At 67.7% G+C, this 13,094-nt stretch carries 13 protein-coding genes; 5 read left to right on the top strand and 8 right to left on the bottom strand.

Annotation, left to right across the window (positions count from 1 at the left end; translation table 11 throughout):
* Window positions 1–11 precede the first annotated feature (11 nt).
* The 4 genes from GA0116996_RS16460 to GA0116996_RS16445 all read left to right on the top strand — a co-directional run bounded on the left by GA0116996_RS16460 (window position 12) and on the right by GA0116996_RS16445 (window position 3,756).
* Window positions 12–590, top strand: a complete 579-nt coding sequence (locus GA0116996_RS16460) for a class I SAM-dependent methyltransferase (RefSeq protein WP_092313770.1) — start codon at window positions 12–14, stop codon at window positions 588–590.
* Between the two features lie 137 nt (window positions 591–727).
* Window positions 728–1,612 (top strand): 4-hydroxy-tetrahydrodipicolinate synthase, encoded by an 885-nt coding sequence (gene dapA, locus GA0116996_RS16455; RefSeq protein WP_092313767.1) that lies wholly within the window; start codon window positions 728–730, stop codon window positions 1,610–1,612.
* A 49-nt stretch (window positions 1,613–1,661) separates the two neighbouring features.
* On the top strand, window positions 1,662–2,900 hold the full coding sequence (gene bamC / locus GA0116996_RS16450) for an outer membrane protein assembly factor BamC (RefSeq protein WP_092313764.1): 1,239 nt from the start codon (window positions 1,662–1,664) through the stop codon (window positions 2,898–2,900).
* A gap of 67 nt (window positions 2,901–2,967) precedes the next feature.
* The gene (locus tag GA0116996_RS16445; protein WP_092313761.1) at window positions 2,968–3,756 is read left to right on the top strand and encodes an MBL fold metallo-hydrolase; all 789 of its coding nucleotides are present in this window, start codon (window positions 2,968–2,970) and stop codon (window positions 3,754–3,756) included.
* Window positions 3,757–3,856: 100 nt separating this feature from the next.
* Here the strand turns inward: GA0116996_RS16445 and GA0116996_RS28510 are convergent, their stop codons facing one another.
* Window positions 3,857–4,099 carry a hypothetical protein gene (locus GA0116996_RS28510; RefSeq protein WP_092313758.1) on the bottom strand — a complete coding sequence of 81 codons (243 nt, stop codon included), beginning with the start codon at window positions 4,097–4,099 and terminating at the stop codon, window positions 3,857–3,859.
* Between the two features lie 198 nt (window positions 4,100–4,297).
* Window positions 4,298–5,503, bottom strand: a complete 1,206-nt coding sequence (locus GA0116996_RS16435; RefSeq protein ID WP_183299489.1) for a cupin domain-containing protein — start codon at window positions 5,501–5,503, stop codon at window positions 4,298–4,300.
* Between the two features lie 11 nt (window positions 5,504–5,514).
* Here GA0116996_RS16435 and GA0116996_RS16430 point away from each other — a divergent pair, with 11 nt between their 5' ends.
* Window positions 5,515–6,042 carry an FKBP-type peptidyl-prolyl cis-trans isomerase gene (locus GA0116996_RS16430; RefSeq protein WP_025582242.1) on the top strand — a complete coding sequence of 176 codons (528 nt, stop codon included), beginning with the start codon at window positions 5,515–5,517 and terminating at the stop codon, window positions 6,040–6,042.
* A gap of 66 nt (window positions 6,043–6,108) precedes the next feature.
* Here GA0116996_RS16430 and GA0116996_RS16425 read toward each other — a convergent pair whose 3' ends face one another.
* From GA0116996_RS16425 to GA0116996_RS16400, 6 genes are all read right to left on the bottom strand, one after another.
* Window positions 6,109–7,149, bottom strand: coding sequence for a hypothetical protein (locus GA0116996_RS16425; RefSeq protein ID WP_092313752.1), 1,041 nt, complete (start codon window positions 7,147–7,149; stop codon window positions 6,109–6,111).
* Entirely contained in the window at window positions 7,146–9,839 is a 2,694-nt protein-coding gene (gene mutS, locus GA0116996_RS16420) for a DNA mismatch repair protein MutS (RefSeq protein ID WP_092313749.1), read from the bottom strand. Before mutS ends, GA0116996_RS16425 begins: the two co-directional genes overlap by 4 nt.
* Before the next feature lie 216 nt (window positions 9,840–10,055).
* The gene (locus GA0116996_RS16415; protein ID WP_092313746.1) at window positions 10,056–10,490 is read right to left on the bottom strand and encodes a universal stress protein; all 435 of its coding nucleotides are present in this window, start codon (window positions 10,488–10,490) and stop codon (window positions 10,056–10,058) included.
* A gap of 82 nt (window positions 10,491–10,572) precedes the next feature.
* Window positions 10,573–11,682: a polyphosphate kinase 2 gene (gene ppk2, locus GA0116996_RS16410; protein ID WP_092313743.1), complete on the bottom strand. Its 1,110-nt coding sequence runs from the start codon at window positions 11,680–11,682 to the stop codon at window positions 10,573–10,575.
* Between the two features lie 14 nt (window positions 11,683–11,696).
* Window positions 11,697–11,912, bottom strand: coding sequence for an HP1242/YdcH family protein (locus GA0116996_RS16405; protein WP_018006865.1), 216 nt, complete (start codon window positions 11,910–11,912; stop codon window positions 11,697–11,699).
* Between the two features lie 222 nt (window positions 11,913–12,134).
* Window positions 12,135–12,968 carry an inositol monophosphatase family protein gene (locus tag GA0116996_RS16400; protein ID WP_092313741.1) on the bottom strand — a complete coding sequence of 278 codons (834 nt, stop codon included), beginning with the start codon at window positions 12,966–12,968 and terminating at the stop codon, window positions 12,135–12,137.
* Between the last annotated feature and the right edge of the window lie 126 nt (window positions 12,969–13,094).

The following is a 13,094-nucleotide window of genomic DNA, read 5'->3' as shown; positions in this document are numbered from 1 at the left end:
CAGGGGCTGCCATGACGCTGTCGCATGCCGGCCTTGCCGCGCCCTCCGCCTGGGTCACGCGCTGGGCGCATCTGCTGCGTCCGGGCGCACGGGTGCTGGACCTGGCCTGCGGCGGTGGCCGCCATGCCGCCTGGCTGGCGGAGCGCGGCCACCAGGTGCTGGCGGTCGACCGCGATGCCGACGCCATCGCCGGCCTGCCCGCCGGCGTCACCGGGCGCGTGGCCGACCTGGAGCAGGGCGACTGGCCGCTGGCCGGCGCGGCGCCGTTCGACGCCATCGTCGTCACCAACTACCTGCATCGGCCGCTGTGGCCGCACCTGGCGGCCGCGCTGGCGCCGGGTGGCTGCTGGATCTACGAAACCTTCGCCGCCGGCAACGAGACCGTGGGCAAGCCGTCGCGGCCGGATTTCCTGCTGCGCCCCGGCGAGCTGCTCGAGGTCGCGCGCGCCCATGGGCTGCGCGTGGTGGCTTACGAGGACGGCGTGGTCGAAGTGCCGAAAACAGCCTTCGTGCAGCGCCTATGTGCGGTGCGCGAGGCGGCGCCGGCGGCCGGTGCGGCCGCGCCGCCACGCTACCGGCTCGATCCCTGAGCGGCGCGCCGCGGTGTCGGCGCAAACGGCGCCGCATGCGTTGAAACAGTTGGTATCAACCCCTGTCCGGGCAGCGGTCGAAGCGGCCTGCGGTTCCGGTACAATCCCGTTATTCGCATCCCGAATTCCCTAACGTTATGACACAGATTACCGGCAGCATCGTTGCCATCGTCACCCCGATGCAAGAGGACGGCAGCCTGGACTTCCCGGCCCTGCGCGCACTGGTCGACTGGCACGTTGCCGAAGGCACCGACGCCATCGTGATCGTGGGCACCACCGGCGAGTCCCCGACGGTGACCGTCGAGGAGCACTGCGAACTGATCCGCGTTGCCGTCGAACAGGCCGGCAAGCGCATCCCGATCATCGCGGGCACCGGCGGCAATTCCACCAAGGAAGCGATCGAGCTGACCGCCTTCGCCAAGAAGGTGGGCGCCGATGCCTCGCTGCAGGTCGTGCCGTACTACAACAAGCCGACCCAGGAAGGCATGTACCGGCATTTCCGTACCATCGCCGAGGCGGTGGACCTGCCGGTGCTGCTGTACAACGTCCCCGGCCGCACGGTCGCGGACATGAACAACGAGACCATCCTGCGCCTGGCGCAGGTGCCGGGCATCGTCGGCGTCAAGGAAGCGACCGGCAACATCGACCGTGCCGCGCAGTTGATCAAGGGCGCGCCGGAAGGCTTCGCCATCTACAGCGGCGACGATCCCACCGCGGTGGCGCTGATCCTGCTGGGCGGCCACGGCAATATCTCGGTGACCGCTAACGTGGCGCCGCGCAAGATGCACGAGATGTGCGCGGCGGCACTGAAGGGCGACGTCGTGACCGCGCGCCGCCTGCATATGGAACTGATCGGGCTGAACCAGGCCATGTTCATCGAAGCCAATCCGATCCCGGTCAAGTGGGCGCTCCAGCAGATGGGCAAGATGGCAGGCGGTATCCGCCTGCCGCTGACCCCGCTGTCCGAGGGCAACCACGACTATGTACGCAAGGCACTGGCCGCCGCCGGCCTGCTGGCCTGATTCTTCGCGGCGTCCTGCTGTCCGCCTTATCTATTAGGATTGCGTGTCAATGAAACTGAAGCTTAACCGCCGCGGCGCGACGCAAGTCCGCCGCGCCGCCCTGGTTGTGCCCGTGCTCGCCGCCGGTGTGTTGACCGGCTGCAGCAGCCTCAACGAGGCCATGCAGCCCGACAAGATCGACTACAAGTCGTCGGCCTCGAAGCGCACGCCCACGCTGGACGTGCCGCCCGACCTGACCAAGCTGGAAGGCGACCGCCGTTACTCGGTGCCCGATGCCAACGGCACCTCGACGCTGTCGACCTACAGCCAGGCCACCAAGGTGCGCGAGCAATCGCCGACCGAAAACGTGCTGCCGTCGGCGCAGGGCATCCGCATGGAGCGCGACGGCAACCAGCGCTGGCTGGTGATCAGCAATGGCATGCGCGGCGACCAGCTGTGGCAGCAACTGCGCGGCTTCTGGCAGGAGAGTGGTTTCCTGCTGGTGCAGGACTCGCCCGAGACCGGCATCATGGAAACCGACTGGGCCGAGAACCGCGCCAAGATCCCGCAGGACATCATCCGCAACACCATCGGCAAGGTGTTCGACGGCCTGTACTCGACCTCGGAGCGCGACAAGTTCCGCACCCGCGTCGAGCGCGCACAGAACGGCACGCTGGAAGTCTTCATCAGCCACCGCGGCGCGCAGGAACAGCTGACCGGCATCGACAAGTCCAGCACGGTCTGGACCCCGCGCCCGGCCGATCCTGAACTGGAAGCCGAATTCCTGTCGCGCCTGGCCCAGCGCCTGGGCGTGCAGAAGGAGCAGGCCGACCGCATGGCCAAGAACCCGGCGCCGGCCGGCAATGCCGCGGCGGCGGCGGGCGCTGCCGCCGGCACCGCTGCCGCAGCGGGGGCCACAGCCGGCACCGATGGCGCCGCGCCGAACAAGTCGTACCTGGCCCAGGTCAACGGCGCCCCGGCGCTGCAGCTGCCCGAGCCGTTCGACCGCGCCTGGCGCTCGGTGGGGCTGTCGCTGGACCGCGTCAACTTTACCGTCGAAGACCGCGATCGCGCGCAAGGGCTGTACTTCGTGCGCTATGTCGACCCGCGCAACACGGTCGACAACCGCGGCTTCTTCTCCAAGCTGTTCACCAAGCCGGACGATCCCAAGACCGCGAAGAAGTACCGCGTCTCGCTCAAGGGCACGGGCAGCGGCACGCTGGTGACGGTGCTCAACGACGCCGGCCAGCCGGAGAACGGCGAAGTCGGCAAGCGCATCCTGTCGCTGATCGACGAGCAACTGCACTGAGCCGGCGCATGATTGCTGGCTTGCCGACCGGCCGTCCTGGCCGGTGCCTGGCGGGGAGGGCGCGGCCATGATGCGCTTCGCCTTCCTCGGCAGCGGCAGCGAGGGCAACTCGCTGCTGATCGAATCCCGCGAAGACACCACCACCACGCGCGTGCTGCTGGACTGCGGCTTCGGCATCCGCGAGACCGCCCGGCGCCTGGAGCGCCTGGGCGTCACGCCGGACCAGCTCGACGCCGTGCTGGTCACGCACGAGCATGGCGACCATGTCGGTTCGGCTTATGCCTTTGCCGCGCGCCATCGCCTGACGGTCTATACCAGCTATGGCACCTGGCTGGCCACCTCGCACCTGCGCGGTGCCGACGTGGCCGACGTGCGGGTCTGCTGCGCCGACCATGGCTTTGCCATCGGCGGCCTGCACGTGTTGCCCTATACCGTGCCGCACGACGCGCGCGAGCCGGTGCAGTTCGTGCTGTCGGACGGGCAGGCACGGTTGGGCGTGCTGACCGATGCGGGCATGGAAACACCTTACGTAACCGCGCGCCTGGCGGGCGTCGATGCGCTGGTGCTCGAATGCAACCATGACCGCGAGATGCTGCGCAATTCGGTCTATCCGGCCTCGCTCAAGCGGCGCATCGGCGGCGACTTCGGCCACCTGGCCAACGAAGTGGCGGCCAGCATCCTGGCGCAGGTAGCCCATGACGGGCTGAACCGCGTGGTGGCGGCCCACCTGAGCAAGCAGAACAATACGCGTGAACTGGCCACCGGCGCGCTGGCGGCGGCGCTGGGCGCCAGGCCGAGCGAAGTGCTGGTGGCGGATCAGGAAGAAGGCCTGGCGTGGCAGGCGGTGCGGGCCTGAGGCCCGAGGCCCGAGGCCCGAGGCGGCAGGGGCCGCGCGACGGCGTGCCCCAAAAACAAAACCGGCCCGAAGGCCGGTTTTTTTATCGGTCAGGAACCGATTACTGCTTGGCGGCCGGAGCCGAAGCGTCAGCAGCCGGAGCCGAGGCGTCAGCAGCCGGGGCCGAAGCGTCAGCAGCCGGAGCGACCGGGGCTTCAGCAGCCGGAGCCGAAGCTTCAGCAGCAGGAGCGGTAGCAGCCGGAGCAGCCGTGTCAGCGGCCGGGGCGGCAGCTTCTTCCTTCTTGCCGCAAGCAGCGAGAGCAACAGCGGCCAGCAGCGATGCGATCAGGAGAGACTTCTTCATTGTTCGTCCTTTAACTTGTAATAACGAAAAACAGGCGATGAATAATTACCGGTAATTATCGCTCTTGAACTGCAAAATTAGGCCCTCCCGGGTGCCGACATATGCAGTGGTCCACAGTACTAGCCAGCCAACGATTATATCCGCGTTTTCCCGGCTTGTGTAGCGCCGAAATTTGCTGATTCGCAATGTTACGCATTATTACAGCCGCGGCCCCAATTGCAACCATCCTTCCAGGGTCCAGTGATGGAATGTTTCCATCAGATCGGGCAGATCGGCACAGTTTCCAACCTCCTGGGCACTAAGCTGCCGATTATCGGCCAACTTCTTCAGCCACGGCATCAATTCGGCCGGCGGCTCGTAGGCTTCTCCATTCAGGAAGAAATTGGCCCGGTCGTAAAGCGCAATCGATGCCGGCGCCAGCACCACCCCATGCCGGGACGCCAGTGTCGCATAACGGCGCAACGGCATGTCAGCGATCTCTGCAAATTCAACGCCAGGCTTGGGCTCGGACAGATGGCTGCCGAGGAATTCCGACACCATCTGGCTGTTCCATTGCAGTGACTTGAGCCGTTCTGCCACCGCCTTGGCCATGCCGGCCGGCAATTGCGCGGGACGCGTCGCGGCACGCTCGCCGGCATCGGCATAACGGCCGCCGAGATCCTCGTTGTCTTCCACCGTTTCCGAAAGCCAGGCCAGGAAGTGGCCGGCCAATTCGCGATAGGCGGGCGCACGGAAACCGATCGAGCAGGTCATGCATTCGCCCTCGGCAATACCATCGTGCGCATATTGCGGCGGCAGGTACAGCATGTCGCCCGGTTCCAGCACCCATTCCTGTTCCGCGCTGAAGTCGGCAAGAATCTTCAGCGGCATGTCGGGGATCAGCTCGAGGCTGGTCTGTGACGAAATGCGCCAGCGGCGCCGGCCCGAGACTTGCAGCAGGAACACGTCGTACGAGTCGAAGTGCGGACCCACGCCGCCGCCGTCGGTGGCGTAGCTGATCATCACGTCGTCGAGGCGCGCGTCGGGCACGAAGCGGAAGCGGCCCATCAGTTCCGCCGCGGCGGCATCGTGCAGGTTGACGCCTTGCACCAGCAAGGTCCACTGGCGGGTCTTGACGCCGGGCAGGTTTTCGCGCGCAAATGGACCATGCGCGAGCTTCCAGCGGTTGCGGAAGTGCGTCACCAGGCGCGATTCGACCTCGTCGCGATCGGCGAGATCGAAAAGCGCATCGCGCGACACCGGCGGCACAATTCCCGGCACCGCCTGTCGAATGAGCATGGGCTTGCGATGCCAGACATCCCGCATGAATGCAGCAGGCGTCATGCCACCAAGCAGGTCGAGCGGAGTGTCTGGATCGACGGGGCCAGGGGGCAGGGCCTGCGCGTATAATGCGGAATCGTTCATGGAGTCAAGAATTGAAAATCGCTAAGAACACGGTGGTGTCCGTGATGTACAAGCTATCGGACGCGCAAGGCAATCTGATCGAGGAGTCAGATGAAGCCATGGTCTATTTGCACGGCGGCTATGATGGCACGTTCCCCAAGATCGAGGAAGCGCTCGACGGCCATGACACCGGCTTCGAGACCCAGCTGCAGCTGGAGCCGGAAGATGCGTTCGGCGACTACGATGCCGACCTGGTGAAGGTCGAGCCGCGCAACCGCTTTCCCGAGCCGCTCGAAGTCGGCATGCAGTTCGAAGGCATGCCCGAGGACGGCGACGAAGAAGACTCCGTCATCTACACCGTGACCGACGTGGCCGAGGACAAGGTCGTGCTGGACGGCAACCATCCGCTGGCCGGCATGGCGCTGCGCTTCTGGCTGAAGGTTTCGGAGGTGCGCGAAGCCACCGCCGAGGAAGTCGAGCATGGCCACGCCCACGGCGCCTCGGGCGTTGAAGTGGTGGACGAAGACGAGGACGACGATACCCCTCGCACGCTGCACTGAGCCTTTGCTTGCAGTGCTGTCTACAGGAAGCCGGCCGTTGCCGGCTTTTTTGCTTTGGCGCGCGCGTCAGTTCGGTGCCGGGGCAGCCTTCAGCACCACCGCGAACGGCGACGCCGCGGCGGGCGTGATCACCAGTTCGGCCCATTGCGAGATCGAGCTGGCTGGCAGTGACACGCGCGTGAAGTTCTGCAGCACCTTGCCGGCCGCGTCGCGCAGCGGCTTGTCGATGCCGAAGCCGTTGTCGGCGCCGCTGCCGGCGGCGTGCACCAGCAACACCTGGCCGTTGAAGCGCGCGCTGAGGTCGCGCAGCTGGCGCTTGAATTCGAGGTAGCCGTCGCGCGTGCGATGGCGCATGAAGCCGTCGAGCAGCGTAGGCCGTCCCTTCTTCTCCCAGCCGTTGGCGAAATGCGGATCGGCATGGGCCACCACGACGATGCCGTTCAGGCCGCGCTGGCGCGCCACCGAAAACGCCCGCGCCAGCCACTGCCGGTTGGCTTCGCGCCGGTCCTCGAACTCGCTGTTGCGGCCGCCTTCGTCGCGGTAGTGGTTGTTGTCGCCCGGCACGTTGAGGCCGACGATCAGCACGTCGCCGACACTGATGCGCATGTTCTCGCGGAAGCTGCGGAACAGCGCCTGGTCCGATTGCCGCACCAGCGGCCGCGTCTGCCGTCCGAGCGTGGCGTCTTCCGGAAAGAACAATTCGCGCAGCCGGCTCAGCCGCTCGACCGGGTCGAAGCTGCCGTTGACCGGCAGCCTGCATTCGGACCAGTCGGTTTCGCCCGGCACGTAGATCAGCGGCAGCGGCGACTGGTTCAGCAACTGCTGGCGGCTGCTGAGCACCGCATCGCTGCATGACTCCGTATCGCCCTTGATGCCGCCGGCATGGATTACCAGGTTCAGCTTGCGCTCGGCGAAGTGGTCGAGCAGCGTCGCCAGATTGGCTTCCGCGGCGGGCCATTGCGGCAGGTCGGCGACCAGCGCGACGCGCACCACCTGCGGCTTGGCCGGTGCCCGCGCCGCCAGCGCCTGCGGCGCGGCCGCCGCCATCGCGGCCAGGCACAGCCATGGCAGCAGCAGGGTCGGCAGGGCCCGGCGCAGCGCCTTCATGCCGTATCGACCGCCTCGCCCGCCAGCGCCTTGAGCCGGTACAGCGCCTCCAGCGCCGCGCGCGGGGTCAGCGTGTCCGGATCCATGTCGGCCAGCGCGTCGATCACTGCTGCCTGCTCCGGCGCCAGCGCGGGGGCGGAGGCGGCCGTGGCGGCAGGGTTGTGGTCCCAGGCGTTGTCGCCGTCCGGCGTCGGCGGCGCGGCGAACAGGTCGAGCTGCGGGGTGGGCGTGGCATCGGCGGATTGCTGCTCCAGCCAGGCCAGGTGCTTGCGCGCGGCGCGGATCACCGGCTGCGGCACGCCGGCCAGTTGCGCCACCTGCAGGCCGTAGCTCTGGCTGGCCGGGCCGTCCTGCACCGCGTGCAGGAACACGATGCCATCACCATGCTCGACCGCCGACAGGTGCACGTTGGCCGCCTGCGGAAACTCCTGCGGCAGCTGGGTCAGTTCGAAGTAATGCGTGGCGAACAGGGTATGGCTGCGGTTGTGCGACAGCAGATGGCGCGCGATGGCCCACGCCAGCGCCAGGCCGTCGAAGGTCGAGGTGCCGCGGCCGATCTCGTCCATCAGCACCAGCGATGCCGGCGTGGCGTGGTGCAGGATGCCGGCGGCCTCGGTCATTTCGACCATGAAGGTCGAGCGCCCGCCGGCCAGGTCATCGGCGGCGCCGATGCGGGTGAAGATGCGGTCGATCGGCCCGATCACCGCCCGCCGCGCCGGCACATAGGCGCCGACGCATGCCAGCAGCACGATCAGCGCGGTCTGGCGCATGAACGTCGATTTACCGCCCATGTTCGGGCCGGTGATCAGCAACAGCTTGCGCGCCTCGTTGAGCTGGCAGTCGTTGGCGATGAACGCCACCGACTCCGCCGCGAGCTGGCCCTCGACCACCGGATGGCGGCCCTGCACGATGTCGACCACGTTCTCGGCGACGCGCTCCGGCGCCGACCAGTCCAGCGTCTGCGCGCGCTCGGCCAGTGCCGCCAGCACGTCCAGCCGCGCCAGCGCGCCAGCCACGCGCTGCAGCTCGCCGATATGCGGCAGCAGTGCCTGCAGCAGGCCATCGTAGAGCTGCTTCTCGCGCGCCAGCGCGCGGTCCTGCGCCGACAGGGCCTTGTCCTCGAAGGCCTTGAGCTCGGGCGTGATGTAGCGCTCGGCGTTCTTCAGGGTCTGGCGGCGGCGGTAGTCGTCGGGCACCTTGTCGGCCTGGCCGTTGGTGACCTCGATATAGAAGCCGTGCACGCGGTTGAATTCGACGCGCAGGTTGGCAATGCCGGTGCGCGCGCGCTCGCGCGCTTCGAGGTCGATCAGGAACTGGCCGCAGTTTTCGGAGATATCGCGCAGCTCATCGAGCTCGGTATCGAAGCCGCGGGCGATCACGCCGCCGTCGCGCACCACGGTGGCGGGCTCTTCGGCCACAGCGCGCACCAGCAGGTCCAGGCAGTCTTGCGGTACGGCCAGGTCCTGCAGGGTCTGCACCAGCAGCAGGCTGCCCTGGTCGTCGCGCAGGCAGGCCTGCACCTCGGGCAGCGCGCGCAGCGTATCGCGCAGCGACGACAGGTCGCGCGGGCGCGCGTTGAGCAGCGCCAGCCGCGAGGTGATGCGCTCGACGTCGGCCAGCCGGCGCAGCGCCGCGCGCAGCGCGTCGGTGCCCTGGTCGATCAGCACGCCGATGGCCTGCTGGCGCGCCTGCGGCACCGCCGGGTCGCGCAGCGGGTGGTGCAGCCAGTGGCGTAGCGCGCGGCTGCCCATGGCGGTGCAGCAGGTGTCCAGCAGCGAGAACAGCGTGGGCGACTCGCCGCCGCGCAGGGTTTCGGTCAGTTCCAGGTTGCGCCGCGTGGCGGAATCCAGTCCGACATACTCCGATTCGCGCTCGACCTTCACGCCCTGCACATGGCGCAGCGACTGGCCCTGCGTGGTGGCGGCGTAGTTCAGCAGCGCGCCGGCCGCGCCCAGCGCGGCGCCCAGCCCGGCACAGCCGAACGGGTCCAGGCTGGCCACGCCCAGCTGCTCGCGCAGCCGGCGCGTGCCGGCGTCCTGGTCGAAATGCCATTCCGGCAGGCGCGTGCGTGCGCACGCCAGCGCGGGCAGTTCGATGCCATCGGCATAGAGCAGCTCGGCCGGGCGGATGCGCTCCAGCTCGCGGCCCAGCAGCGCCGCTTCGCATTCCATCAGGCGCAGCTCGCCGCTGGCCAGGTTCAGCCACGCCAGCCCGGTCTTGCTGACGCCGCGGCGCGTGGTTTGCTGGTGCACTGCCATCAGGAAGGTATCGGCCTTGTCGGGCAGCAGCGCGGCGTCGGTCAGCGTGCCGGGGGTGACGATGCGCACCACCTTGCGCTCCACCGGCCCCTTGCTGGTGGCGGGGTCGCCGATCTGCTCGCAGATCGCCACCGACTCGCCCAGCTTTACCAGCCGCGCCAGGTACTGGTCGGCCGAGTGGAAGGGGATGCCGGCCATGCGGATCGGCACGCCGTTCGACGAGCCGCGCGCGGTCAGCGTGATGTCGAGCAAGCGCGCGGCCTTTTCGGCATCGTCATGAAAGAGTTCGTAGAAGTCACCCATGCGGTAGAACAGCAGGGTGTCGGGGTGGTCCGCCTTGATGCGCAAATATTGCTGCATCATGGGCGTGTGGCGGCTGCCTGCGGCGTCTGCCTGTGCCTGTTCAGGGTCGGTTTTCTTCTGCAATCCCATTGCCATTTAGCCTGTCTGGCGGTGGGCTTGCGTCGTGCCGCCCGATCCGCGCCGAGCGCACCTTGCGTGCCGAAGAAAAGCGCCCCCGCGGGGGCGGGCCGGGCGCTGGTCCGGCGGCCTGTGGCCGCGGCACGAAGGGGCGTTTTCGATTATGGGCGATATGGTACAGCACGGTGCTGCCGCCGAAGGGCCGCAGACCGCCGCGCCGGCCCCGGATCAGCGGAACACCAGCACCGGGATGTCGCTATGGGTCAGCACTTTCTGCGTTTCGCTGCCCAGCAGCAGCCCGCTGAGCCCCCGGCGGCCGTGCGAGGCCATGAAGATGACATCGCAGCCCAGGTCGCGAGCGGCATGGATGATGCCCTGGTACGGCGCCGAAGCACTGGAGACGTGGCCGCTGCACGGCACGCCGGCCAGCGCGGCCGCGGACTCGACCTTGGACAGTTCCTGGCGCGCCTCGGCTTCGACGCGCTGCTGGTAGGCGTCGCGCTTTTCGTGCGAGCTGTCGCTGGTCAGCACATAGGGATAGCTCTCCACGCACATGTATGGCGTGAGCCGTGCCCCGGCGGTGCGGGCGAACTGGATACCGGCGGAGACGGCCTGGTGCGACAGCTCCGAGCCGTCGACGGGGAGCAGGATGTGCTTGAACATGGGTTCCTTTTCTGTTGTGTGGAGGCAAGGGCGCGAAGCGGAGCGGACGCCAGCGGGTAGCGTCCGCGCTTCGGCGCCGCGTTCAGTTGGCCAGCGCGCGCCCGACGATCAGCGGATCCGGCTGGCCGATCGCGGTGGTGTCGCGGTTGGCATAGGGAAAGCGCGACAGGATGTAGCGCAGCGCATTGAGCCGCGCGCGCTTCTTGCAATCGGAGCGGATCACGGTCCAGGGCGCATCGGCGGTATCGGTATGCGCGAACATTGCTTCCTTCGCGCGGGTGTAGTCGTCCCATTTGTCGAGCGAGGCGACGTCGACCGGGCTGAGCTTCCATTGCTTGAGCGGATGGATCTCGCGCTCGCGGAAGCGCCGCCGCTGCTCCTTCTGGCTGACCGAGAACCAAAACTTGAACAGGTGGATGCCGCTGCGCACCAGGTGCCGCTCGAAATCGGGCGCCTGCTGCAGGAAGTCCTGGTATTCGCGCGTCGAGCAGAAGCCCATCACATGCTCGACGCCGGCGCGGTTGTACCAGGAGCGGTCGAACAGCACGATCTCGCCCGCGGACGGCAAGTGCTGCACGTAGCGCTGGAAATACCATTGGCCGCGTTCGCCTTCGGTGGGCTTTTCCAGCGCCACCACGCGGGCGCCGCGCGGGTTCATGTGTTCCATGAAGCGTTTGATGGTGCCGCCCTTGCCGGCGGCGTCGCGGCCTTCGAACAGTATCACCACGCGCTGGCCGGTCTCGCGCACCCAGGCCTGGAACTTGAGCAGTTCCACCTGCAGGCGGTACTTCTGCTTCTCGTAATTGCGCCGCGACATCAGGTTCTGGTACGGGTACGCGCCTTCGCGCCAGCCGGCGGACAGCTCATCGTCCGGATGGCGCTGGCGGCCGGCCTGCCAGGCAGCCGGGTCGCCTTCGAGTATGAGGCTGCGCAGCTGCGCGGCCTCGTCCGGCGCCAGGCCGTCGAGCAGCGTGCGGATGGCGCCCATCATGCCGCTGCCATCGCCGGCCTGGCTGGCGAGGATGTCCTGCATGCCGCTTGCCGCGAGTTGCACCGCGGCTTCGATGGCGCTGTCCACTTCATTGCGCTGGGCCGACAGCGCCGAACGGGTGGGCAGTACATCGCCCCTGGCGGTGGCGCGGGGCCGTGTTGCGGTGGGGGTACGGGTGGGGAGGGTGTCGCGATCGGTCATCTGCGCGCCTCCGGTCAGGCGGTGGCACGGCGCAGGATCTGGTAGAGCTGGTCCTTGAGCAGCAGCTTCTCTTTTTTCAGCCGCTCGATCTCGAAGGTGGACGCAGGTACCAGGCCCGCTTCCATGTTGTGGATTTCCTGGTCGAGCGTATTGTGGCGGTGGAACAGCCGCGCAAAGCGGGCGTCCTGCGTCTTGAGGGCGGTGATCTGGTCGCGGTACTCGGGAAACATGCTGGCTCTCCTGTAGCTGGATCCGCGCGCACATGGCGTGGCGCATGGATTCATTCTGGTGAGCGCAGGGCGGCGCGGCCTTGACCAGGATCATGGCCCGCCGGGGAATGAGACGAGGCCGCAAGGCGGGATGCAAGGGCTTGCGGGCCCGGGAAAAACAAACGCCCGCCGGAATGCGGCGGGCGTGCTTGCCTGCATGGCCGCTCAGGCCATCTGCGAGGGTCAGGCGGCGCTGGGGCTGGCGCTCGGCTTGGCGTTGTCCAGCGAGTACGGCGACAGCAGGCGCACCATCTGGGCAAAGGCCTTGGGGTTGCCGGCCAGCACTTCGCCTTGTTCCAGCTGGCGCGGCTCGCCGGCGTAGTTGCCGACCAGGCCGCCCGACTCGGTGATCAGCAGCATGCCGGCGGCCATGTCCCACGGCTGCAGGCCACGCTCGAAGAAGCCGTCGAGGCGGCCGCAGGCGACGTAGGCCAGGTCCAGCGCGGCGGCGCCAGGGCGGCGCAGGCCGGCGCAGCTGCGCGTCATCAGCGCGAAGATCTCGAGGTACTCTTCCACGCCCTCCAGGTCACGGAAGGGGAAGCCCGTGCCGATCAGGCAGTCGGCCAGCTTGTCGCGGCGGGTGACGCGGATGCGGCGGTTGTTGAGGAAGGCACCGGCGCCCTTGGTGGCGGTGAACAGCTCGTCGCGGGTCGGGTCGTAGACCACCGCCTGCACCGGCGTGCCGCGGTGCAGCTGGGCGATCGAGACCGCGTATTGGGGAAAGCCGTGGATGAAGTTGGTGGTGCCGTCGAGCGGGTCGATGACCCAGGTGTACTCGTGGGTGGCTTCTTCTTCGGTCCAGGACTGGCCGGACTCTTCCGCTAGAATGCCGTGTTCCGGGTAGGCCGTGCGCAGGATCTCGATGATCGCGGCTTCGGCGGCGCGGTCCACCTCGGTAACGAAATCGTTGTGTTGCTTGCGCGAGACGCGCACCAGATCGACGTCGAGCGACGCGCGGTTGATGATGGATCCCGCCTTGCGGGCCGCCTTGATGGCGATATTGAGCATCGGATGCATGAATCTCTCCAGGCCGGCCATGACCGCGCGGCGGGGCGCCAAAGCGCCGCTCGCCCGCTCATGGGCAGCTGACAACACAACGGATTGTAGAAGAACGTGGGGCGTCGCCGGCCTTGCTGCAGGACG

The organism is Cupriavidus alkaliphilus (assembly GCF_900094595.1).
Classification (GTDB): domain Bacteria; phylum Pseudomonadota; class Gammaproteobacteria; order Burkholderiales; family Burkholderiaceae; genus Cupriavidus; species Cupriavidus alkaliphilus.
This window is presented reverse-complemented; position numbering and strand designations above follow the sequence as displayed.

Bases quoted from the DNA above. Each gene is read 5' to 3' on its own strand.
- GA0116996_RS16460 (WP_092313770.1), top strand. From the start codon at position 12: ATGACGCTGTCGCATGCCGGCCTTGCCGCGCCCTCCGCCTGGGTCACG.
- dapA (WP_092313767.1), top strand. From the start codon at position 728: ATGACACAGATTACCGGCAGCATCGTTGCCATCGTCACCCCGATGCAA.
- bamC (WP_092313764.1), top strand. From the start codon at position 1,662: ATGAAACTGAAGCTTAACCGCCGCGGCGCGACGCAAGTCCGCCGCGCC.
- GA0116996_RS16445 (WP_092313761.1), top strand. From the start codon at position 2,968: ATGATGCGCTTCGCCTTCCTCGGCAGCGGCAGCGAGGGCAACTCGCTG.
- GA0116996_RS28510 (WP_092313758.1), bottom strand. From the start codon at position 4,099: ATGAAGAAGTCTCTCCTGATCGCATCGCTGCTGGCCGCTGTTGCTCTC.
- GA0116996_RS16435 (WP_183299489.1), bottom strand. From the start codon at position 5,503: ATGAACGATTCCGCATTATACGCGCAGGCCCTGCCCCCTGGCCCCGTC.
- GA0116996_RS16425 (WP_092313752.1), bottom strand. From the start codon at position 7,149: ATGAAGGCGCTGCGCCGGGCCCTGCCGACCCTGCTGCTGCCATGGCTG.
- mutS (WP_092313749.1), bottom strand. From the start codon at position 9,839: ATGGGATTGCAGAAGAAAACCGACCCTGAACAGGCACAGGCAGACGCC.
- GA0116996_RS16415 (WP_092313746.1), bottom strand. From the start codon at position 10,490: ATGTTCAAGCACATCCTGCTCCCCGTCGACGGCTCGGAGCTGTCGCAC.
- ppk2 (WP_092313743.1), bottom strand. From the start codon at position 11,682: ATGACCGATCGCGACACCCTCCCCACCCGTACCCCCACCGCAACACGG.
- GA0116996_RS16405 (WP_018006865.1), bottom strand. From the start codon at position 11,912: ATGTTTCCCGAGTACCGCGACCAGATCACCGCCCTCAAGACGCAGGAC.
- GA0116996_RS16400 (WP_092313741.1), bottom strand. From the start codon at position 12,968: ATGCATCCGATGCTCAATATCGCCATCAAGGCGGCCCGCAAGGCGGGA.